This is a genomic window from Pseudodesulfovibrio sp. lm2024 (assembly GCF_051175575.1).
GTDB lineage: Bacteria > Desulfobacterota > Desulfovibrionia > Desulfovibrionales > Desulfovibrionaceae > Pseudodesulfovibrio > Pseudodesulfovibrio caledoniensis.
The window spans coordinates 979,974-1,002,387 of the sequence record NZ_CP195092.1; the positions used below are offsets into that span (position 1 = coordinate 979,974).

Here is a 22,414-nt window from a genome sequence, read left to right on the forward strand (position 1 = left end):
CCGGGGCTTTTCCCATGAAAAATCAGGCAACTGGACTAAATATCGGATGGCAGGGATAGGGAAACGGAGCCCCGGCCTGTCCCGGAGGTGAACATTGATCGGTTTTCGAACAGGTTCTCCGGGACAGGGAAAGGGCTAGAACAGGCAGTCGAGGAGCACGGGCAGGGTGACGCCGTGCAGATATTCGTCGAGGGCGACGCCTTCCAGCCGGGCCCGGATCTCGCCGCGCTCGTGGCGGGAGCCTAGCAGGCGTTTTTCGAGGGGGTCCACGTCGCGCACGCCGAAGTAGTCGCCGAACAGCCGGACCTCGAGGATGCGCCCCTTCTTGACGTAGAGGTTCACGTCCAGCAGGCCGCCCTCCGTGCGGGTGCGCTTGGTGAAGTTGTAGGCCGGGGAGGAGCCGAAGTTCCAGTCCCAGGTGCGGTAGCGCTTGTCGGCCATGGTCTCGATGGTTTCGGCCTCGGCCCCGGTCAGGGCCGTGTCGTCGGGCGATGCCCCGCCGGACACGAAGTCCATGAGCGCCTTGATGAAGTCCGTGACCTCCATGGGGGCGGGCAGGTGGCTCGATATGTTGGTCACCCGCGAGCGCACGCTCTTGACCGCCTTGTCCCGGTATTTTTCCGGGTCCACGCGCAGGGCCCCGCTCAGGTCGGCCATGTCCGAGGAGAAGAGCAGGGTGCCGTGATGCAGGATGCGCCCGCCGTGGAAGTGCTGGGCGTTGCCCGAGAATTTCTTGCCGTCGATGAGCAGGTCGTTGCGGCCGCTGAACACGCACTCCACGCCCATGGAGCGCAGGGCCCGCTGGATGGGCACGGTGAACCGTTCGAAGTCCAGCCCCTCGGAAGGGGTGCCGTTGTTGATGAAGGTGAAGTTGATGTTCCCCAGGTCGTGGAACACGGCCCCGCCGCCGCTCAGCCTGCGGACCACCGGGATGCCGCGCTCACGGGTGAAGGCTTCGTCGATCTCGGCCAGGGTGTTCTGGTTGCGGCCGACGATGACCGCCTGGCGGTTGCGCCAGAGCATGAATATCTCTTCGGCGGACTCGGTCAGCAGCAGCTCCTCGGCGGCCAGGTTGAAGGCCGGGTCCGTGGACGGGTTGTAGATGTATCGCATGGGTGCTCCTTTCCGTGAACAATGCAAAAGGCGGGCCTCGGGATTGTCGGGGGATTCGGGCCCTCCGCCCGGAGCGGCCTATACCCGCCGCCGGGCCGCCGGGCAAGGGGCGGGCGGGTGGCCTTGGCCGGGCAATGCGGGTATGACCTTTGCACTGCGAGCGGAAAAGGAGAGAGCGTGAGCGATTGCATCGACATAGACCTGGTGGCCAACGCGGGCGTGCTGGTCCGGGGCGGCGGCCTGGGGCTGCTTGTGGACGGCATGCACGACCAGGACGGGCATCCGTTCGGCCGGGTGGAGTCGGACGACATGGCCCGCATGGCCCTGCCCGAGGGAATCTTCGAGCGGCTGGACTACCTGCTGTTCACCCACGAGCACCCGGACCACTTCACCCCGGACCTGGTGGTGGAGCATTTGGCGCGCAGGCCGGTCAAGGGCGTGGTCTTGCCCGCACCGGCCAGGGAGCCGGAGGGCCGCGACCGGCTCGTCCGCGTCCTCAATGAGATGGGTGTTCCGCATTGGACCATGGGCCCCGAGCCCGGAAGCACGCGCACGGTCTCACCCGAGCCCGGTCTGACAATCACGGCCATCGGTACGCGCCACATGGGCAAGCAGTTCCAGGACGTGCGCAACGACTGCCTGCTCGTCTCCATCGGGGGCATGAACCTGCTCTTCACCGGCGACGCGGACCACGTGCCGGATTATTACGAGGCGGCGTTGCGGGGCGTGTCCCTGGACGCAACCTTCGTCAACCCGATTTTCTACCACAACCCGAGCGGCCAGGCGATCATCGACGACATCTTCCGCCCCATGGAACTGGTCATCTACCACATGCCGCAGCAGGGCAGGGACCCGTTTCATCTGGCCTTCACGGTCAAGCGCGCCCTGGAGCGGCACGCCCGCCCGGACATGCCGGTCCACGTGCTCGACGCGGCCGCTCCCCATGTGAACATCTGCCGCTCCGGGCTGTAGGCCGGGCAAAGCGCGGGCGCATTGCGGTCGTTGGCGAATGCGGCTACTGATGGGGGCAGCGCCCGGCGCATCAAGGCCATGACCATGAACGAACCCGCCACCTCCCGCACCCCGGATTCCCGGCTGTCCGAACGCCTCAAGAAGCGGCTCTTTCTCTATGCCTCCGGGGCGCTGCTGGTGCTCACGCTCGGTGTGGGGCTGTCCGTGGTGGCCACCCTGTTCGGACAGCTCAAGCAGGCCGAGGAGGCCGGGCTGGCGCACATCGCCGAGACGCGCGGCCTGGCCGTGGGCGAGTGGTACCGCAGGGCGCTCGACCTCGCCCGCCAGGTGACCAGCCGGACCCGCATCCGCGAGGAGCTGGCCGCCTACAATGCGGGGGAACGTTCATTGGAAGACCTGGCCGAGTTCACCCGGCCCAAGCTCGAAGACGCCATGAACCTGTCCGACGAGGTGGTCGGCCTGACCCGGCTGGACGCGGCGGGCCGCCCGGTGACCTCGGTGGGCGCGCCGGTCCCGGCCGCGCTGGCCGAGAGCCTCGCCACGCCGTCCGAAACCGTGCGCTTCTCGGCCCCGATCACCCTGGACGGTGCGTCGCGCCTGGTCATCGCCGCGCCCATCCTGTCCCGGACCGGGCAGCGGGTGGGCACCGACCTGGTGGTCACGGACATCTCCCGGCTGCTGGAGATCATCGAGCAGGGCAGGAGCATCCGGGGCGCGGGCACCGTGGGGCTGGGGTACGAGACAGGGCAGGGAGTCGCCCTGTTCCCGGAAGGTCCGGGCGAACCGCCCGCGCCCACGCCGAGCCAGGCCGAGGCGCTACGCCGGGCCCTGGCCGGAAAGATCGGCATCCTTTTGTCCGGCGACGAGGTCACGGCCTACACCCCGGTGTCCGGTTCGGGCTGGGGGCTGTCCGTGTCGGTCAACGAGCGGGAGCTGTACAATCCGCTCAGGCTGCGGCTCATCCAGCTGGCCCTGTCCTCCCTGCTCATCTACGCGGTCTGCCTCATCGTGCTGTGGCGGCTGCTGCGCCCCCTGACCGGGCGGCTGCTGTTGCATGCCTCGGAGCTGGAGTCCGAGGTGGACGCCAAGACCGCCACCCTGCAGTCCGAGCTGGACGCCCGGCTCAAGGCCGAGCGCGCCCTGCACCGGGCCCGCCAGGAGCTGGAGGATCGCGTGCGCGAGCGCACCCGCGAGCTGGCCCTGGCCAACGAGGAGCTGCGCGAGACCCACGCCCGGCTGGAGCGGGAGCACGAACGGCGCAAGGTCCTGTCCCGCGACCTGATCAATCTTCTGGAAGAGGACCGCAGGGAGGTGGCCCGCGAGCTGCACGACCACACCGGGCAGCTGCTGACCACCCTGCGCCTGGACCTTCAGGCCGCCCTGGAATCCCTGGGCTCGCCCGACGGGTGCTGCAAAAGCCAGCTGGAGAGCGCGGCGGACAAGATCACCCTGGTCCAGCGCGACATCAAGTCCATATCCAAGGGGCTGCGGCCCGACACCCTGGAATACCTCGGCCTGGCCCAGGCCATCGAGGCGTTGCTCGACGAGTACCGCGCGGCCACGAACCTGGACATCCATTTCTTCCACAAGGGGGTTCCCAAACGCTTTGACAGCCAAAAGGAACTGGCCCTATACAGGATCACCCAGGAGGCCCTGACCAACACGGTCAAGTACGCCGGGGCGAGCCGGGTGCACATCAGCCTGATCAACCGCGACGGGCGGCTGGGGCTGACCATCGAGGACGACGGCCAAGGGTTCGACCCGGCCGCCGTGGCCGAGGCCGCGAGCGAGTCGAGCAGCCTTGGGCTGACCCTGATGAAGGAGCGCATGGTCCAGCTCGAAGGGACCTTCCACATCGAATCCGCGCCCGGCCAGGGCACCCAGATACTGGCCGAGCTGGCCATCGGGGACGAACGCCATGCCTAAGAAGACCCTGCTCATCGCCGACGACCACCAGGTGGTCATCGCGGGCATCCGCAGCCTGCTCGCCTCCATGGCGGGCATTGAGGTCGTGGGCGAGGCGGCCAACGGGGCCGAGGCGGTCCGGCTGTCCGCCGCGCTCAACCCCGACATCGTCATCATGGACATCTCCATGCCCGAGATGGACGGGGTGGAGGCCACCGGGCGCATTCGCGAGGTCTCGCCCGAGACGCGGATCATCATCTACACCATGCACTCGGACCAGCGGTTCATCCTGGAACTGTTCAAGGCGGGCATCTCGGGCCACGTGCTCAAGGAAGGCCCGCCCGCCGACCTGTGCGCCGCCGTGGAGGCGGTCATGGCCGGGAAGACCTATTTCACGACCATCGACCCGGCCGCGTTCCTGCGCCAGCTCTCCCCGGAGCGCTCGGACCGCGAGGCCTTGTTCGAGCAGCTCAGCCCGCGCGAGCTCGAGGTCTTCCGGCTCCTGGCCGACGGGCTGTCGGTCAAGGAGGCCGCGGCCCGGCTGAACATCAGCCCCAAGACCGTGGAGACCCACAAGTACAATCTCATGGAAAAGCTCGAGGTCGTGACCATCCCGGACCTGACCAAGCTGGCCATCCGCCACGGGCTCATCTCCGTCTGACACGCCTTCGTGATCCGCTGTGGGGAAATTCCCCATGCCCGGCGGGCGATTCCGTCCGGCCTCTTCTGCGGCTGATGGCACAACTTGCCGTATTCTTAGGATAATCCGTTTGGACGCCCTTGCCCAGAGGGCGAAGAAAGGAACCGTCAAATCAGAAGGTTCCCGATTGTCGCGGTCACCGATCCGTCGCATTCTCCGGGTAAACGCGCAATGCGCATTCGGAGGTGTCATGGACAGAAGGAAATTTCTCAGGCTCGCCTGCGCCGGGGTGCCCGCCCTGGGCGCGCTCACGGCGACAACGGTCCGCGCGGAGGGCAAGGGTGCCCGCTACGCCATGGTCATCGACCTGCGGCGGTGCGTGGGCTGCCACTCCTGCTCGGTCTCCTGTTCGGTGGAGAACCGGGTCCCGGTGGGCAAGTTCCGGGCCACGGTGGGCGAATTCGTCATCGAGGACCAGGGCGTGGCCCCGGCCATCGCGCCGCTGCCCCGGCTGTGCAACCACTGCGAGGAACCGGCCTGCGTGCCGGTCTGCCCGGTGCACGCCACCTACAAGGACGCGAGCGGCCTGGTCCTGGTGGACAGCGACAAGTGTCTGGCCTGCGGTTTCTGCGTCCAGGCCTGTCCCTACGACGCCCGGTACATCAACCCGGTCACGCGCTCCACGGACAAATGCACCTTCTGCGTCCACCGGCTCCAGGCCGGGCTGCTGCCCGCCTGCGTGGAGAACTGCGTGGGCGGGGCGCGTATCTTCGGTGATATGAACGCCCCGGAGAGCCTGGTCGCCAAGACCCTGGCGGCGCACCAGGACGACGTCAGCGTCCTGGCCCCGGAACAGGGCACCAAGCCCAACGTCTACTACATCAATCTGAACGCCTTCCTGGACAGACCGGCCAACGTGGGGCTGCCCATGGCCGAAGGCGCGACGGCGGCGGGAGGTGAACATGCCTAAGGTCATCGAACTGGTCAACGCGCCCCCGGCGCTCACCTGGGAGATCCTCGAACCGCTGGCCCTCACCCTGCTCACGGCCGCGGCCTGCGCCATCCTGCTGGCGGGCGGCCTGACCCTGGCCGGCCGCGGCAGGGGCGCGCGCGGCGGACTGTTCACCACGGGCATCGCCTCGGCCATCACCGGCCTGGGGGCGCTGACCCTGTCCCTGGGCAACCCGTTTCATCTGTATATGTTCATGGTCTCGCCGTCGTTCAGCTCCTGGACGACCATCGGGACCTTCCTGCTCCCGGTCTTCCTCGGACTGTCCCTGCTGGCCCTGCACCTGGACAGCCAGGGTGACGGCCGCGCCCGGTTTGTCGCCGGGCTGGCGGTCCTCTTCGCCCTGGGCGTGCTGACCTACGCCTCGCGCGAGATCGGCTACCTGCGGGGGCGGGTCATGTGGAACTCCACGGTGCTGCCCCTGGGCTTCGTCCTGGCCGGGTTGTCCGGCGCAACCGGCCTGGCCGCCTTGCTTTGCGGGCTCAAGCGCAGGGTCGCGCCCATCTGGCTGTTGCCGCTCATGAGCGGGGCCTCCGTGCTCTGCGCCTGGGCTGGCTTTCTGCTCACCCAGCCCGAGGGATATGTCCTGTCCGCGCCCATGGCCTGGACCGCGCTTTCCCTGATCGGCGCTGCCGGGGGCGTGCTGGGCCTGATCGGGCTCAAGGCGCGCGGCCTGACCCCGCTGGCTGGGCTGGTCGCCTATGGCGGAGCGCTGGGCTTCTACATCCGGCTCATCTTCCTCGGCCAGTCCATCCCGCGCAATTCCTATACCGCCGTGGACGCGCAGGCCGTGGCCCATCTCGTCTCGGCCCAGTCGCTGCTGATCCTGGCCGGAAGCCTGGTCTTCCTCCTCGGCGTCGGCATGGTTCTGGGCGGTCTTTTCAGCAACCCCGGCATGGCAAGGAGGGAGCACTCCCATGGATAAGAACAGACGCGAGCTGGTCAAAGGCGGCCTTGCGGCGGCCGGGCTGGGCGTACTCGGCGCGGGAGCGCTCATCAAGGGGACCCGCGCCGACGCGGCTCCCGAAGCCATGGCCGAGGACCCGCAAAAGGTCTCGCCCGAGTCCCTGACCCCGGAATACCGGCGGACCCCGGACGGCAAGATAGAGCTCGGGGAGGGCCAGCACATCGCCTTCAACCAGTGTTGGGGCTGCACCACCTTCTGCGGCGTGCGTCTGCACATCGACGACGCCACCGGCGACGTGGTCCGGGTATCGGGCAATCCCTACAACCCGCTGTCCCACGAAAAGCACTTCCCCATGTCCATGCCGGTCAAAGAGGCGCTCGACCGGTTGTCCGCCGACAAGGACCAGGGCTACGCACAGCGGTCCACGGTCTGCGGGCGCGGGGCGGCCATGTTCGAGGCCGCCGACAGCCCGTTCCGCATCAAGCACTGTCTGAAGCGGACCGGCAGACGCGGCGAGAACAGATGGACGCGTATTTCCTTCGAGCAACTGGTGGAAGAGGTGGTCGAGGGCGGCGACCTGTTCGGCGAGGGCGAGGTGGAGGGGCTGCGGGCCATCCGCGATCTCAAGGAACCGGCCAATCCCGGCCATCCTGAGTTCGGGCCCAAGAGCAACCAGCTCCTGCTGACCTACGCCGTGGACGACGGGCGCAGCGACTTCTTCTTCCGCCGGTTCGGCATGAAGTCCTTCGGGACCAAGAACTTCGGCAAGCACGGGGCGTACTGCGGCCTGTCCTTCCGCATCGGCTCGGGCATGTTCATGGACGACCTGGCCAAGAACGCGCACATCAAGCCGGACTGGGCCAACTGCGAATTCGCCCTGTTCTGGGGCACCGCACCGTCCCAGGCGGGCAACCCGTTCAACCGCTCGGCGCGCATCCTGGCCTCGGCCCGGACCGACGGCGACCTGCATTACGCGGTCATCGACCCGGTCCTGCGCATGCCCGCGTCCGACGCGGCCAAAAGCCGGGCCAACTGGGTGCCCGTCAAGCCGGGCATGGACTCGGCCCTGGCCATGGGCATGATCCGCTGGATCATCGAGAACGAACGGTACGACCGGAACTTCCTGGTCCGGCCCAACACGGCGGCGGCCGAAAAGGCGGGCGAGATCAGCATCTGCAACGCCACCTACCTGGTGGCCCGATCCGGCCCGTCCAAGGGCAAATTCCTGCGCGCGGCCCAACTCGGCCTGGGCTCCGAGGAAGCTTACGTGGTCGTGGACGCGGCCACGGGCAAGCCCGCATCCCATGACGCCAGCGACGAGGGCGTGCTGGAGTTCTCCGGCGAGATCAAACTGGCCTCGGGCGAGACCGTGGAGGCGGCCACCGCCTTCATGCTCCTCAAGGAACAGGCCATGGGCGTGGGACTGGACGAGATGGCCGAACTGTGCGGCGTGCCGGTCGAGCGTATGGTCGAGCTGGCCCGCGAGTTCACGGCCCACGGCAAGAGGGCAGCGGTGGACGTGCACGGCGGCATGATGTCCACGTCCGGGACCAACGCCACCTTCACCATCCTGACCCTGAACACCCTGATCGGCAACATCAACGCCAAGGGCGGCATCTCGGCCACGGCGGGCAGCTTCCACGGCCCGGCCATGAAAGGACCGAGGTACGACCTGAACACGTTCCCCGGTCTGGTCAAGGCCAAGGGATTCCCGGCCGTCCGCTGCCGCGCGCCGTACCAGAAGTCCACGGAATTCAAGCGGAAGAAGGCCGCCGGGGAGAACCCGTACCCGGCGCGCTATCCGTGGTACCCGTTCACCCCGCCGAACATGCCCGCCGAGCATCTGCTCAGCCACGTCAACGGCTACCCGTTCCGCTACAAGTGCTGGATCAACTGGACCGGCAACGTCATCTACGGCCACGGCGGCCTGGAGCGGGCGGTGGGCGAGTCCCTCAAGGATCCGGGGAGCCTGCCGCTGATCATCGGTATCGACACCTTCCACAACGAGACCAACGCCTACGCCGACTACCTGGTGCCAGACCCGTGCATGTTCGAGGGATGGGGCGGGTTCTCGGGCGCGTGGTCCGGGGTGCTGACCAAACTGTCCACGGCCCGCTGGCCCGCCGTGGAACCCAAGCAGGACAGGACCGTGGACGGGCATCCCGTGTGCATGGAGCAGTTCCTCATCGCGGTGGCCAAACGCATGGACCTGCCCGGTTTCGGGGATCAGGCCATCCCGGCCATGGACGGCACGGTCGCCCCCCTGAACGTGCCCGAGGATTACTACCTGCGCCTGGCGGCCAACATCGCCTACTTCAAGGATCAGGTCCTGCCCGCCCCGAGCGGGGAGGACATCAAGCTGTCCGGCATCGGCCGCATCCTGCCCGACATCGAGCGCACCCTGAAGCCGGACGAGCGCGGTCCGGTGGCCGCGATCTACAGCCGGGGAGGGCGGTTCGCCCCGTACAAGAAGAGCTACGACGGCCAGTGGCTGGGCGGGCAATGGAAGAAGACTTTGCAGATATACAACGAGCAGGTGGGCACCGCGATCAATTCCCAGACCGGCAAGACGCACCTGGGCGTGGCCGCGTTCGTGCCGCCCCGGCTGACCGACGGCCGCGCGCTGCGCGAGGTCTGGACCGAGGCGGATTATCCCTTTGTCATGACCTCGTTCAAGTCCAACCTGATCAACTCCTACGGGGTGGTCCTGGACCGGCTGCGGGCCATCAAGCCCCTGAACATGGTCATGGTCAACGATCAGGACGCGGCCGGACTCGGCCTGGCCCACGGCGACGAGGTCAAGATCACGAGCCCGGCGGCCTCGGCCCGGGCACGGGTGGTGGTCGGCGACGTGGTCGCGCCGGGCGTCATCGCCGTGGAACACGGTTTCGGCCACCGGGCGCTCGGGGCTGCCGACGTCGAGGTGGACGGGCAGGTCGTGCGCGCCAACCCCGGCGCGGCAAACGGCTTCAGCCTGAACGACCTGGTGCCCAACGACCCCACCCGCCGGGGCGCGTCCACCCTCCAGGAATACGAGACCGGCTCCGCCGCCCGCCAGGGCATCCCGGTGCGCATCAGCAAGATGGGCTGACATATCCTCTCCATATAGGACAAACTCCCTAACCCGCAGGCCCCCGTGAAAACAGTGTTTTTCACGGGGGCCTGCCCTTAGGCAGAAGAGGGGGCGCCGGAATTTCTTGACCGGGCCCATCATTTGTGTTGACAGGTCGGAGCGGCACGGCTAGTTAGTGAGTGACCATTTACTTACAAACGGAGACAGCATGGCTCGACCGGTAGTGAAAAAACAGGACATTGAAGACGCGGCGATCCACCTGTTCGCCACCAAGGGACTGGCTCAGACCACGGTCAAGGACATCGCGTCCGAGGCCGGGGTGACCGAAGGGGCCCTGTACCGGCACTATCCGGGCAAGAACGCCATGGCCTGGCAGCTGTTCTGCCGCGAGATCGGGAAGTTTTCCGTGGAACTGGGGCGGCGGATGTTCGAGCCGGGCGCACCGCTTGCCGCGCGGGTGGAGGCGAGCGTCCGGTTCATCTTCGAATACTACGCCGACTACCCGGTCCAGTTCGCCTTCATCCTGCTGACCCAGCACGGATTCCCGGAGGAGCGCATCCTGGACGTGGCCTCGAACCCCAACGACATGGTCGAGCGGTTCGTGGAAGAGGCGGTCCGGGCGGGCGATATCCCGGCCATGAACACGACGCTCGCCTCGGGCCTGATCCTGGGGCTGGTCCTCCAGGTCATGGTCATGCACCGCTACGACCGCATCGAGATCGACGACGCGGTGGTCGGCGACGTGGTCGGCGCGGTCAAGCGGGTCCTGATGGTCGCTTGATTTTCCTCGGCGCGCACTTTTTAACGGCGTAATTAATAAGTAAATACTTACGCACAAAAAAGGAGATGGACATGGGCAAGGCAATGCAAACAGCGGCGGAAGGAGTCCGGCGGAACCGGCAAGTCCCCGCCACGGTCCAATTCCATGCATATTGTTGTGTCGGCGGTTTTGCCGTACGGTCCATCCTCTCCGATTCAAACCATGCGCCCCGCAAGCGGGCTTAACAGGAGCGTCTCATGCGGTCTTTACTGAAGATACAAGGATTTACCCCGTATATCCTGGTGGTCCTGCTCAACGCCATGACCGACCTCGGTCACAAGATCATCATCCAGAACACGGTCTTCAAGAGCTTTGACGGGCCGCAGCAGATCGCCCTGACCGCCGTGGTCAACGCGCTGATCCTGCTGCCCTTCATCCTGATGTTCACCCCGTCCGCATTCATCTCGGACCGGTTCGCCAAGAACAAGGTCATCAAGATCTGTGCGGCCGCGTCCATCCCGCTGACCATGCTCATCGTGGTCTGCTACCACTCCGGGCTGTTCTGGCCCGCCTTCGGCCTGACCTTCCTGCTGGCCGCCCAGAGCGCCATCTACTCCCCGGCCAAATACGGCTATATCAAGGAGATGACCGGCAACGACAAGCTGGCCCAGGCCAACGCGGCGGTCCAGGCCGTGACCATCGTGGCCATTCTGGCCGGGGCGGTGATCTTCTCGGTCTTCTTCGAGCACTATCTCGCGGGCGTGGTCGGCACGCCGGGCGAGATCCTCCAGTCCATCGCGCCGTGCGGCTACATCCTGGTGGCCGGGGCCGTGCTCGAGACGCTGATCACCCTGACCCTGCCCGAGAAGCGGCCCGGCGACGCGGAGTTGACTCTGGACGGCGGGAAGTACCTGCGCGGCGGGTACCTGAAGTCCAACATGAAGCTGGTGAAAAAGAGCGAGGTCATCTGGCTGTCGATCATCGGCCTGGCCATCTTCTGGGCCGTGAACCAGGTCCTGCTGGCCGCCTTCGGCGCGCACCTCAAGGACGTGGCCGGGGAGACCAATACGGTCATAGCCCAAGGCATGCTCTCCCTGGGCGGCGTGGGCATCATCATCGGCTCGGTCATGGCCGGAAAGGTCTCGCGCAACTACATCGAGACCGGGACCATCCCCCTGGGCGCCATCGGCATGACCCTCTCCCTGTTCCTGCTCCCCGTGGTCGAGAGCCGGTGGATTCTGGCCATCCTCATCTTCGTCTACGGCATCTTCGGCGGCATGCTGATCGTCCCGCTCAACTCGCTGATCCAGTTCACGGCCCGGTCCAAGGACATGGGCAAGGTCCTGGCGGGCAACAACTTCATCCAGAACATCTTCATGCTCGGCTTTTTAGGGCTAACCCTGGTCATGTCCCTGGCCGGAGTGGGCAGCGTGCCGCTGTTCTACTTCCTGGCCGTGGTGGTCTTCTGCGGCATGGTCTACACCCTGTACAAGCTGCCCCAGTCCCTGCTGCGCTACGTCATGCACCTGGCCTTTTCCCAGAAGTACAACCTGACCGTGTCCGGCCTGAACAACGTCCCGGCCGAGGGCGGGGTGCTGCTGCTCGGCAACCACGTCAGCTGGATCGACTGGGCCGTGCTCTCCCTGGCCGTGCCGCGCAAGCTGCGCTTCGTCATGGAACGGTCCATCTACGAGCGCTGGTACCTGAAGTGGTTCCTGAGGCGGTTGGGCGTGATCCCCATCTCCTCGCGGGCCAGCAAGACCGCCCTGAAGACCATTGCCGAAGCCTTGGAAAACGGCGACTGTGTGGTCCTGTTCCCCGAGGGCGCCATCAGCCGCAACGGACAGCTCGGCGAGTTCAAGCGCGGCTTCGAAGGCCCGGCCCGCGCCTCCGGCTGCACCATCATTCCCTTTTACCTGCGTGGACTGTGGGGCAGCGCTTTCTCCTTCGCCACGCCCCGGCTGCGCGAGATGTCCCGCATCCGCAGGACCCGCGACGTCACGGTCTGTTTCGGCGCGCCCCTGCCGTCCGGGGCCTCGGCCCTGGAGGTCAAGCACGGCGTGACCCATCTGTCCATCGACGCCTGGAAGCGCTACGCCGAGACCTTCGACCCCATCCACGTGGCCTGGCTCAAGACGGCAAAGCGGCGCATGAACCAGCTGGCCGTGGCCGACTCCACCGGGGCCGAACTGACCCACGCCAGGCTGCTGACCACCTGCATGGCCGCCTCCCGTCTGCTCGCCGGGCGGACCCGCTCGGCGCAGAACGTGGGCGTGCTCCTGCCTGCGGGCGCGGCCGGGACCATCGCCAACATGGCCCTGCTCATGCGCGGCAAGACCGTGGTCAACCTCAACTACACCGCCGGTCCCGAGGCCATGCGCAAGGCCATCGAGCGCGCCGGTATCCGCACCGTGGTCACCTCGGAGCAGTTCCTGGTCCGCCTCAAGGCCAAGGGGTTCGACCTCGCCGCCATCCTGGACCGCGTGGACGTGTTCCCCATGGAGAGCCTGCGCCAGAACATCTCCAAGGCCGGTTTCCTGCGGACCATGATCCTGGCCCGCGTCCTGCCGGTGAGCCTGCTGCGGCTGCTGTACTTCCGCAAGGTGGAGCTCGATTCCACGGCGGCCATCCTGTTCAGCTCCGGGTCCGAGGGCATGCCCAAGGGCGTCATGCTGACCCATGAGAACATTGTCGGCAACGTCAAGCAGGTGGCCAGCCTGTTCAACGCCAAGGACGACGACGTGTTCCTGGGCGCGCTGCCCCTGTTCCACGCCTTCGGCCTGACGGCCACGACCTTCATGCCGCTCATCGAGGGCATCCCCCTGGCCTGCCACCCCGACCCCACGGACGCCCGCAAGATCGGCATGACCGTGGCCAAGTACAAGGCCACCTTCCTGTGCGCCACGCCCACCTTCCTCGGCCTGTACGCCCGCAATCGCCGGCTGCACCCGCTCATGTTCGCCTCCCTGCGCCTGGTCGTGGCCGGGGCCGAGAAGCTCAACGAGGACATCCGCGCCGCGTTCAAGGCCAAGTTCGGCCTGGAGGTCTACGAGGGATACGGCACCACCGAGACCACCCCGGTGGCCAGCGTGAACATGCCCGACGTGCTCAACGTCCGCGACTTCACGGTCCAGGTGGGGGCCAAGCCCGGCACCGTGGGGCTGCCCCTGCCCGGCAGCGCGTTCCGCATCGTGGACCCGCAGACCCTGCGGGACCTGCCCGAGGGCGAGGCCGGACTGATCCTCATCGGCGGGACCCAGATCATGAAGGGGTACCTGGACGACGAGGCCAAGACCGCCGAGGTCATCGTCGAGCAGGGCGGGGCGCGCTGGTACAAGTCCGGCGACAAGGGCCGGATCGACGAGGACGGGTTCCTGGTGATCATGGACCGCTACTCGCGCTTCGCCAAGCTCGGCGGCGAGATGGTCAGCCTGACCGCCGTGGAGGAGGCGCTGCTGCGGGTCGCGCCCGAAGGGACCGACGTGGCCGCCGTGGCCATCCCGGACCCGAAGAAGGGCGAGCGCATTGTGGCCCTGGTCAGCGGCATGGACGACCCGTCCGTGCTCAAGGGGGCGTTGCTCGAGGCCGGGACCGACGCCCTGTCCGTGCCTTCGAAGTTCTTCGGCGTGACCGAAATCCCCAAGCTCGGCACCGGCAAGAAGGACCTGGCCGGGGCGCGCAAGCTGGCCCTGGAGTACGCCGCCTAGACACGGAAACAATTGAAGTGGGCCCGCGCCGACCCGGCGCTGGCCGGACCGAAGGATATACGGCCCCCGCGATGCCCTGTGCGTCGCGGGGGCCTGCTTTTCGGCATGAAGAGAGAGGTGGGGAAGCCGGCAAAGCCCCACCCTTGTCCGGAATAGCCCTTGGCAAGGGTGGTCGCGGCGTGTATCTAATTATATGCTGGCACTTGTTGCGGCAGGCGGATGGCTATAGGGGTTTCCCGGTTTCGCCGGTTGGCCGGACACTGTTACTCTCTTCGCGAGGCTTGGTGCGGTGTTGTCTTTGTTTCTAGATTCAGAGGTGCAAGATGAATTGCCGGGCAGATCGGGCGCACGCCGTCCGGCCATGCGTACGGTGCGGGCTCAGGGCCATGGCGGTTGTCGCCGCGGCCCCGGCCGGATTGGTGCTTTGCCTGACGGCCGCTTTTGCCGCTGGAGCGGAGACCTCCGGGCCGCCGCAGGGGGCGGGTTTGGCAGGGGCCTCGTCGGTCCTTCTCTGGGCGGTGTCGTCCATGGCCCTCGCCGCCGCGTTGTCCCTCGGCGTCCGGGCCAGGCTGTTGCGTCAACGTCTCGACCGCCGCGCCCGGGAGCTGGCTGAGAGCGAGGGGCGGTACACCATGCTGGCGGCCGCGTCCTCTTCCGGGGTGGCCATCACCCGGTACGGCGTGCTCCTGGAGGCCAACGACCGGTACTATGAAATGTTCGGCTACTCCCCGGATGATTTGCTCGGCAGGGACGTCCTGTCCCTGACCGTGGTTCCCGACCATCAGGCGGCCGTGCGCGAGGGGGACTGCCTGAATCGGGCCTGTTCCTTCGAGTCCGTGGGGCTGCGCCGGGACGGCTCGACCTTTCCCATGGAGTTCCGGTCGAGGCCCTTTCCCTACCGGGGCGAGCCAGCGGCCGGGGTTGTGATAACCGACATATCGGCCAGGAAACGGCAGGAGGACGAGCGGACCTGTCTTCAGGAGAGGCTCCAGTCCCTGTGGAACGTGGCCCGCATGACCGAGGCCAGCTATGACGAATTGTGCGAGATGGTCCTGGCCGAGGTCCTTCGTCTGACCGGGAGCGAGTATTCCTTTTTCGGGTTCTTCGACGAGGCCGAGGACGCCATGGTCGTCTACGCCTGGTCGTCCGAGGTCATGGACGTCTGCTCGGTCAAGTCCGGGTCCAGGAAGTTCCCGGTGAGCTGCGCCGGGTTGTGGAGCGAGGCTGTGATCCGGAAGAGGAGCGTCATCCACAACGACTACGGGCGGGAGAGCGAGTGGAAGAAGGGGCTGCCCGAGGGGCACGTGCCCATCCGGCGGCTGATGTCGGTCCCCTATATCCGGGACGGCAAGGTCCATGCCCTGGCCTCCGTGGCCAACAAGCCGACCGACTACACGGAGGAGGACGCGGCCCAGGTCGAGGCGTTCGTGGCCAGCGTCATGGTCCTGGTCGACCGGCGCAGGGTGCTGGAGGACCGGCGGATATGCGAGGAGCGCATGGTCATGGCCTTCGAAGCCGCCAGCGACGCGGTCTGGGACTTGCGTCTCGACAGGGACGAAGTCTACGTATGTCCGCGCTGGTTCACCATGCTCGGCTATGAGCCCGATGACTTCCCCCTTTCCCTGGAAGAGATGCAGGCGCTTATGCATCCCGACGACAAAAGAGGGGTTATGACCCTGCTCCAACACCACTGGGATACCGGGGAGGCGTTCGGCGCGGAGTACCGCATGCGCACCAAGGACGGCGGCTGGCTCTGGGTCCTGGCCCGGGGCGAGGTGGTCGAGCGGGACTATCTGGGCAATCCGCTACGCATGCTCGGCACCCATGTCGACATCTCCTGCCGGAAGCGGCTTGAGGAACGGCTGCGGCGGCGGGAGCACGATCTGAAGAAATCCCAGAGCATCGCCCGTCTCGGGAGCTGGCACCTGGAACTCGCCAGCCGGTCCATGGTCTGGACCGAGGAGCTGCGCAAGATGTACGGGCTTTTCCCGCACGCCGAGCCCCTGCCGTATACCGAACTCGGACGGCTGTTCATCCCGGCCGACGCGAAACGGCTGTCGGAATTCCTGGACCGGACCGTGGTCACGGGCGAACCCTACGAATTGGAGCTGCGCACCCGTGGGGGCGACGGCGGCCAGGGGTGGATGTGGGTCCGGGGCGAGGCCGAGTTGGACGCGGCGGGTGGGATCATCGGCCTGTGGGGGGCGTTCCAGGACATCACCGCCAGAAAGCGGCTGGAGCTGGAGCGGCAACGCAAGGACGAGACCTACCGCAAGATTCTCGAAAGCCTGGGCGCGGGGGTGGTCGTTGTCGACAGCGACGCGACGATCCGCATCGTCAATCCGGCTCTGTGTTCCATGATCGGCATCCCGGCCGAGAAACTGATCGGCATGAAGGGCGACCGGGTGATGGCGCGGTGGTCGTTCCTCCGCGAGGACGGGAGCGCCATGCCGGATGAGGAGCGTCCCCTGTTCCGTGCATCCACCTTTGGCGTCTCTTCGCACCGGCTGGTCGTGGGCGTGCGCCAGTCGCCCCTGGATGGCGTGAGCTGGAGGCTGTCCAACGCCGTGCCCTTGTACGAGGGGGACCGGCTGGCGCAGGTGGTGGTCAGCTTCGTGGACATCACCGAACAGAAGAGGGTGCAGGATGCCCTCAGGGAAAGCGAAATCCGCTACAAGACCCTGCACGAGGCGTCGCGCGGGGGCATCGCCATCCACGACAACGGGCTGATCCTGGACTGCAACCAGGGGCTCTGCGATATGACCGGGTATTCCCACAGTGAGATGATCGGGGTGGACTCCTTGGCTCTGGTCGCCGAGGGGGTTCGGGAGGCGACCAGGGAGAAGATGGCATCCGGGTTCGAAGGGGCCTACGAGACCGTCGGGGTCCGTAAGGACCGGCAGGAATATCCCGTGTGTGTCGACGTGCGGAACATCCCCTACAAGGGGCGGACCGTCCGGGCCGTGGAGTTTCGGGACATCTCGGACAGGAAGCAGGCGGAGCGCGCCCTGATCGACGCCAAGGAGGCCGCCGAGGCCGCCAACCGGGCCAAGTCGGAATTCTTGGCCAACATCAGCCACGAGATCCGCACGCCCCTGAACGGGCTCATGGGCATGCTGCAGCTGCTCGAATCGTCCCGGCCCAACCCGGAGCAGGCACGGATCATCGAGATCGCCCAGTTCTCCGGGGAGCGGTTGACCCGGCTGCTGACCGACATCCTGGATATTTCGGCCATCGAGGCGGGCAAGTTCGCCCTGGCCCCGGCCCTGGTGGACGTGCACGATCTGGTGGATTCCGTGGTCGGCCTGCTGGCCGTGACCACCGGGCAGACCGGGGTGTCCCTCGACGCCGTCCTGGGCCCGGACGTGCCGGAGAGTGTCTTCGCGGACGAGATCCGGCTGCGTCAGATCCTCTTCAACCTGGTGGGGAACGGGCTCAAATTCACGGAGCGGGGCTCGGTCTCGCTGCACGTCTTGGCGTTGGGCACGGACAACGGGCGGGGCGGGCTGCTTTTCGTTGTCTCGGACACCGGCCCCGGCATGGCCGACGAGGAACTCGGGACCGCCTTCGAGACCTTCGGACAGGTATCGCAGGGGCTGGCCCGATCCCACCAGGGGGCCGGGCTGGGGCTGCCCATCGTCAAACGGATCGTCGATCTGATGGGCGGCACCCTGTGCGTGGACAGCGCGCCGGGGCAGGGGACCTCGGTCTACGTCTCTCTGCCGCTCGGCCCCGCGTCGTCCGGTCAGTCGCCGAGATAGCTTTCGATCATATCCCTGAGGGTCGCCACCTTGAACGGCTTGGTAATGAGTTGGTCGATCCCGGCCTCCTCGTAGCGCTGCCGATGCTCCGGGGTGGCGTGCGCCGTGACCGCGATGATCGGCGTCCGGGCGTTGAGCGCCCCTTCCTGGCGCACGGCCCTGGCGATGGTCAGGCCGTCCACGTCGGGCAGCTGGATGTCCAGGAGCACGAGGCTGAACCGCGCCTCCTCGAGGCGGGCGAGGGCGTTCCGGCCCAGGGCGATGGCCTCGACCCGGTAGCCTTCGCCGAGGATGATGGTTTCGGTGAAGAAGCGGCTGGGGGCGTCGTCCTCCACGACCAGGATGGGCAGCTTGGCGTCGATATGCTCGCGGGCGGGCTCGGCCTCTGGCCGGGCCGGGATCAGGATGGATACGGCCAGGCCGCTGCCCGAGAGGCGGTCCAGCGCCACCGTGCCCCCCAGGGCCTCGACCATGGGCCCGACCGTGGACAACATCCAGGCCGCCTTGCCGAATCCGTCGCCGGAGTTCGGGAAAAGGGATTGCTCCGTGACCTGTTCGCCGACCGCCGGGCTCGACGCCGTCAGGCTCAGCACGCCGTCCCCGGCCATGTAGTCCAGGGTCAGGCCGACAGTGCCCCAGGTGGTGGCCTTGAGCAGGAATCCGACCACGCTGACCACGATCTGTTGCAGCCGTTGCGGGTCGCCCACGATGCGCTCGGGCAGGTTGGGCGAGATCGTCAGGGCCAGCCCGATGTCCGGGTTTATCTGGGCGCGGCCGAGGTCCCCGGTCCAGCTCTCGGCGGCGTCCCCCGGCGAAAAGGACTCGGTCAGCGGGCTCAGGCCCGACGGCATCTCGAAGAAATCGTTCATGTTGTCGATGGCCGTGGAGATGAGGCTGAGGGTGGCGGACAGGGTGTCCTCGCCCAGGTCCTCCTTTTCGACCACCAGCCGGTTGACCAGCGAGCGCAGCTCGTAGGCGCTCTGCTTCATGTACTCCCGCTGCACGTCCCGCTGGTGCGCGATCTCCTCGTTGACCGCGCGCAGCTTGCCTTCCAGTTCCTTGCGGGCCGCGATCTCCCGCTTGAGCTCCTCGATCCCCTGGGAAAGCTGTTTGCTCTGCTGCCTGACCGTGCCGCTCAGGGCCTGCTGGGCCATGCGCAGCTCCTCCCGCGAGGCCACCTCCCGGGTGACGTCCTGGATCAGGCCGACCCGGATCACTTCGCCCGGACCGGAGGCCTCGAAATCCCCCCAGATGCGGATGTGCCGGGGGTGTCCGTCCCTGTCCTCGATGCGCAGCTCGCAGGAGTAGGGCGTCCGCAACCGGCAGGCCTCCCGCTCCACCTCGATGAAGCGTTTTCGGTCGCCCGGCTCCAGCGCCCGGACCACGGCGTCCAGGCTCGGCGGGGTATCCCCGGGCAGTCCGAGTATGGCCGGGGTGTGCGTGGACCACATGGAGCGGTCCGGTCCTTCCTCCAGGTGGAAGAAGCCCAGGGCGGCGAAATCATATATCCGGTTCATCCGGGACTGGCGCCGCTTGAAATCGTGGTCCGCCTCGATCACGTCCTCGGACATGTGCTTCATGTCGCGGACCAGGCGGGAAAACAGGCGCGGCCGCTGCTTGATGATGGTCAGCACGTCGCCCGAGACCTTGCCGCCCAAGGCGAGCAGGTAATCCGGGTCCTCGCCCAGTATCTCGGCCAGGGCCACGATCTTCTCCTCGGAGAGCTTCGTGGTCACGCCGCGTTCGACCTTGCTCAGGTAGGACTGCTCGATGCCGATGCGCTTGCTGACCTGCAGCTGCGAGAAGCTGCGGTCCGTCTTGAGCAGCTCCTCCCGCTTTTGCCTTATTACTGTGCCTAGTTGTCTCATATTATTATAACAGTATCGCACTTTACATAAGAAGCAAAGTATGCAAGGTAGGCAATACCTAGTACCCATACGTACTAATGTAAGGAATTGACCAATAACTGTTCGGGGGGACACTGCTATGTTGAAGAACTTGAAGCTGGGCCTGAAGTTGGGATTGGGGTTCGGTTGTCTGATTCTTATCGCGACCTTGCTAGGCGGACTGGCCGTTTACAATATGCATACTGCGAGCGAAGGGTCCACCCGTCTCGCCAACGCCTATGTGCCGGAGGTCGGCATTGCGACGGACATCGAACGCGCGTCGCTTCTGACCATGTACGCCATGCGCGGGTATTCCTTCAGCCGCGAGGAAGGGTTATGGGACCAGGCTTCCGGGCATCTGGACGGCGTGCACAAGGCGTTGAAGGACGCCGAGGGTCACTATGGGCTGTACCCCTACCTGGTCAAGCTCAAGACCAACACCGAAAAGGCAAGGGTCGACGTGGAAGCCTACACGGCGCTGGCCGCCAAGGCCCACGGGCTGGTCCAGGCCCTGACCGCGAGCCGCGAGGCCATGAACGGACCGGCCAGGGAGTACATGGCGAACTGCCAGGCCTTCCAGGCGCTGACCGAAGAGTCCATGAAACAGGAGATCTTTTCCGAGGCCGAGGCCGATGCGCTGCTTGAGCGGCTCGACAAGGTCCACATGATCAACGCCGTCATCGCCCTGGGCTATGAGACGCGCCTCAAGAATATCCTGGCCCAGGCGGACAGGAACCCCGAGGTCATGCACGATGGCCTGGAAAACATGCAGCGGATCGACTCCATGTTGACCGAGCTGGCCTCGATCACCCGCCGCCAGGACAACCTCGAGCAGATCGAGAACATCCGCAAGGCCGCCAAGGCCTATGGCGCGGCCATGGAGGCATACCTCGAGAACTTCATGGCCCTCGAGAAACTGACACAGGAAAGCGAAGCCCTCGGGAACAAGATCATCGAGTCCGCCAAGCACACGGCTCTGGCCGCCTCCCAGGCGTCCAAGTCCCGGGCCGACAAGGACGTGGAGGACCTGGAAACCGCGTCCTGGGTGATGATCGTCGGCTTGGCCGCGTCCCTGCTTCTGGGCATCGTTCTGGCCGTGATCCTGACCAAGGCCATCACCGGGCCGGTCATGTTGGGCGTGGCCTTTGCCCGGAAGCTGGCCCAGGGCGACCTGACCCAGACGGTCGATGTCCACCAGTCCGACGAGATCGGCATTCTGGCCGAGGCCCTGCGGGACATGAAGGACAGGCTGACCGGCGTGGTCTCCGACGTCCAGGAGGCCACCGAGAACGTGGCCGCTGGCAGCGAGGAGCTGTCCGCATCGGCCGAGTCCCTTTCCCAAGGGGCCACCGAGCAGGCCGCGTCCATCGAGGAGGTCTCCGCGTCCATGGAGGAGATGGCCGCCAACATCAGCCAGAACGCGCAGAACGCGAAGGATACGGACGTCCTGGCCACCAAGGCGGCGGCCGACGCCCGCAAGGGCGGCGAGGCGGTCTCCCAGACCGTGAGCGCCATGAAGAGCATCGCCGAAAAGATATCCATCATCGAGGAGATCGCCCGGCAGACCAACCTGCTGGCCCTGAACGCGGCCATCGAGGCCGCCCGGGCGGGCGAACACGGCAAGGGCTTCGCCGTGGTGGCCGCCGAGGTCAGGAAGCTGGCCGAGCGATCGGGTTCCGCCGCCTCGGAGATCAGCGAGCTGTCCTCGACCAGCGTGGCCGTGGCCGAGGACGCCGGACAGATGCTCCAGGCCCTGGTTCCGGACATCGAGAAGACCGCGTCCCTGGTCCAGGAGATCGCGGCCGCCAGCAACGAGCAGAACGCCGGAGCCAAGCAGATCAACCAGGCCATCAGCCAACTGGACTCGGTCATCCAGCGCAACGCCTCGGCGTCCGAGGAGATGGCCTCCACGAGCGAGGAGCTGTCCGGCCAGGGACAACAGCTCCAGCTGACCATGTCCTTCTTCACTGTGGCCCAAGGCCTGCCCGAAGGGACGCGAAACCGGGTCTCGGTGGTCGGCAAGGCGTCTTCCGCCCTGCCTCCGGCCGAGGGCAAGGACTCGGGCGTCGATTTCGAGCGGTTTTAGGGGGCGGGCATGGAGACAAACGCCGTATCCCCCGGCCAATTCCTCACCTTCGCGCTGGGCGGCGAGGTCTTCGCGGTGGAGATCTTCAAGGTCCGCGAGGTGCTGGAATCGACGGGGATGACAGATATCCCGCGTACGCCCGCGCACATGAAGGGTGTCATCAACCTCAGGGGGCGCGCCGTCCCGGTGGTGGACATGCGCCGGAAACTCGGCATGCGCCCGGCCGAGCCGACCGTCGACACCTGCATCATTATCCTGGAGGTGGCCTCCACGGCCGGTGAGAACGTCATGGGCGCCCTGGTCGATTCGGTCAGGGCGGTATCCGAGATCAACGAGGCGGACATCGAAGCCGCGCCCAGGATGGGACCCGCGGTCCGGGACGCCTGGATCAGGGGAATGGGCCGCGACGGAAACAAGTTCGTCATCATTGTCGACGTGGACGAGATCCTTGCCGACGAAGGGCGGTGGATGAGCGAGGCGGCGGGCGGCGGGCCGCCTCGTCTTTCAGGGGAAGAAAGGAGCATCGGGGGGACAATGGCCTTCGGATAACGGCGTATCGCCGGTCGTATTCCCAAAAGCGCAGGACAGGAGGTCG

13 protein-coding genes are annotated in these 22,414 nt (G+C 66.5%); 11 read left to right on the forward strand and 2 right to left on the reverse strand.

The features are described 5' to 3' along the window. Window positions 1–135: 135 nt before the first annotated feature. Window positions 136–1,113, reverse strand: a complete 978-nt coding sequence (lplA, locus tag ACR42D_RS04415; protein ID WP_484565654.1) for a lipoate--protein ligase — start codon at window positions 1,111–1,113, stop codon at window positions 136–138. A 177-nt stretch (window positions 1,114–1,290) separates the two neighbouring features. Here lplA and ACR42D_RS04420 point away from each other — a divergent pair, with 177 nt between their 5' ends. The 9 genes from ACR42D_RS04420 (at window position 1,291) to ACR42D_RS04460 (ending at window position 17,847) form a co-directional block, all read left to right on the forward strand. Then, complete coding sequence (locus tag ACR42D_RS04420; protein WP_484565655.1) at window positions 1,291–2,085, forward strand: MBL fold metallo-hydrolase; 795 nt, start codon at window positions 1,291–1,293, stop codon at window positions 2,083–2,085. 84 nt (window positions 2,086–2,169) lie between these two features. Further along, window positions 2,170–4,011, forward strand: a complete 1,842-nt coding sequence (locus ACR42D_RS04425) for a sensor histidine kinase (protein ID WP_484565656.1) — start codon at window positions 2,170–2,172, stop codon at window positions 4,009–4,011. Next, window positions 4,004–4,651, forward strand: a complete 648-nt coding sequence (locus ACR42D_RS04430) for a response regulator (RefSeq protein WP_484565657.1) — start codon at window positions 4,004–4,006, stop codon at window positions 4,649–4,651. Before ACR42D_RS04425 ends, ACR42D_RS04430 begins: the two co-directional genes overlap by 8 nt. 229 nt (window positions 4,652–4,880) lie before the next feature. Continuing rightward, window positions 4,881–5,600 (forward strand): 4Fe-4S dicluster domain-containing protein, encoded by a 720-nt coding sequence (locus ACR42D_RS04435; RefSeq protein ID WP_484565658.1) that lies wholly within the window; start codon window positions 4,881–4,883, stop codon window positions 5,598–5,600. Further along, on the forward strand, window positions 5,593–6,564 hold the full coding sequence (gene nrfD / locus ACR42D_RS04440; RefSeq protein WP_484565659.1) for an NrfD/PsrC family molybdoenzyme membrane anchor subunit: 972 nt from the start codon (window positions 5,593–5,595) through the stop codon (window positions 6,562–6,564). The genes ACR42D_RS04435 and nrfD overlap by 8 nt, the downstream gene beginning before the upstream one ends. Then, the gene (locus tag ACR42D_RS04445) at window positions 6,557–9,637 is read left to right on the forward strand and encodes a molybdopterin dinucleotide binding domain-containing protein (RefSeq protein ID WP_484565660.1); all 3,081 of its coding nucleotides are present in this window, start codon (window positions 6,557–6,559) and stop codon (window positions 9,635–9,637) included. Before nrfD ends, ACR42D_RS04445 begins: the two co-directional genes overlap by 8 nt. 190 nt (window positions 9,638–9,827) lie before the next feature. Continuing rightward, entirely contained in the window at window positions 9,828–10,400 is a 573-nt protein-coding gene (locus ACR42D_RS04450; RefSeq protein WP_484565661.1) for a TetR/AcrR family transcriptional regulator, read from the forward strand. A 236-nt stretch (window positions 10,401–10,636) separates the two neighbouring features. Further along, entirely contained in the window at window positions 10,637–14,086 is a 3,450-nt protein-coding gene (locus ACR42D_RS04455; RefSeq protein ID WP_484565662.1) for an acyl-[ACP]--phospholipid O-acyltransferase, read from the forward strand. Between the two features lie 527 nt (window positions 14,087–14,613). Further along, window positions 14,614–17,847 (forward strand): PAS domain S-box protein, encoded by a 3,234-nt coding sequence (locus tag ACR42D_RS04460; RefSeq protein ID WP_484565663.1) that lies wholly within the window; start codon window positions 14,614–14,616, stop codon window positions 17,845–17,847. Here the strand turns inward: ACR42D_RS04460 and ACR42D_RS04465 are convergent. Beyond that, window positions 17,832–19,715, reverse strand: a complete 1,884-nt coding sequence (locus ACR42D_RS04465; protein ID WP_484565664.1) for a response regulator — start codon at window positions 19,713–19,715, stop codon at window positions 17,832–17,834. The genes ACR42D_RS04460 and ACR42D_RS04465 overlap by 16 nt on opposite strands. Window positions 19,716–19,929: 214 nt before the next feature. Between ACR42D_RS04465 and ACR42D_RS04470 the strand changes: the two genes are divergently transcribed. Both ACR42D_RS04470 and ACR42D_RS04475 read left to right on the forward strand, forming a co-directional pair. Beyond that, the gene (locus ACR42D_RS04470) at window positions 19,930–21,819 is read left to right on the forward strand and encodes a methyl-accepting chemotaxis protein (protein ID WP_484565665.1); all 1,890 of its coding nucleotides are present in this window, start codon (window positions 19,930–19,932) and stop codon (window positions 21,817–21,819) included. Between the two features lie 9 nt (window positions 21,820–21,828). After that, on the forward strand, window positions 21,829–22,368 hold the full coding sequence (locus ACR42D_RS04475; RefSeq protein ID WP_484565666.1) for a chemotaxis protein CheW: 540 nt from the start codon (window positions 21,829–21,831) through the stop codon (window positions 22,366–22,368). Window positions 22,369–22,414 lie beyond the last annotated feature (46 nt).

Bases quoted from the DNA above. Each gene is read 5' to 3' on its own strand.
- lplA (WP_484565654.1), bottom strand. From the start codon at position 1,113: ATGCGATACATCTACAACCCGTCCACGGACCCGGCCTTCAACCTGGCC.
- ACR42D_RS04425 (WP_484565656.1), top strand. From the start codon at position 2,170: ATGAACGAACCCGCCACCTCCCGCACCCCGGATTCCCGGCTGTCCGAA.
- ACR42D_RS04430 (WP_484565657.1), top strand. From the start codon at position 4,004: ATGCCTAAGAAGACCCTGCTCATCGCCGACGACCACCAGGTGGTCATC.
- ACR42D_RS04435 (WP_484565658.1), top strand. From the start codon at position 4,881: ATGGACAGAAGGAAATTTCTCAGGCTCGCCTGCGCCGGGGTGCCCGCC.
- nrfD (WP_484565659.1), top strand. From the start codon at position 5,593: ATGCCTAAGGTCATCGAACTGGTCAACGCGCCCCCGGCGCTCACCTGG.
- ACR42D_RS04445 (WP_484565660.1), top strand. From the start codon at position 6,557: ATGGATAAGAACAGACGCGAGCTGGTCAAAGGCGGCCTTGCGGCGGCC.
- ACR42D_RS04450 (WP_484565661.1), top strand. From the start codon at position 9,828: ATGGCTCGACCGGTAGTGAAAAAACAGGACATTGAAGACGCGGCGATC.
- ACR42D_RS04455 (WP_484565662.1), top strand. From the start codon at position 10,637: ATGCGGTCTTTACTGAAGATACAAGGATTTACCCCGTATATCCTGGTG.
- ACR42D_RS04460 (WP_484565663.1), top strand. From the start codon at position 14,614: ATGGCCCTCGCCGCCGCGTTGTCCCTCGGCGTCCGGGCCAGGCTGTTG.
- ACR42D_RS04465 (WP_484565664.1), bottom strand. From the start codon at position 19,715: ATGAGACAACTAGGCACAGTAATAAGGCAAAAGCGGGAGGAGCTGCTC.
- ACR42D_RS04470 (WP_484565665.1), top strand. From the start codon at position 19,930: ATGCATACTGCGAGCGAAGGGTCCACCCGTCTCGCCAACGCCTATGTG.
- ACR42D_RS04475 (WP_484565666.1), top strand. From the start codon at position 21,829: ATGGAGACAAACGCCGTATCCCCCGGCCAATTCCTCACCTTCGCGCTG.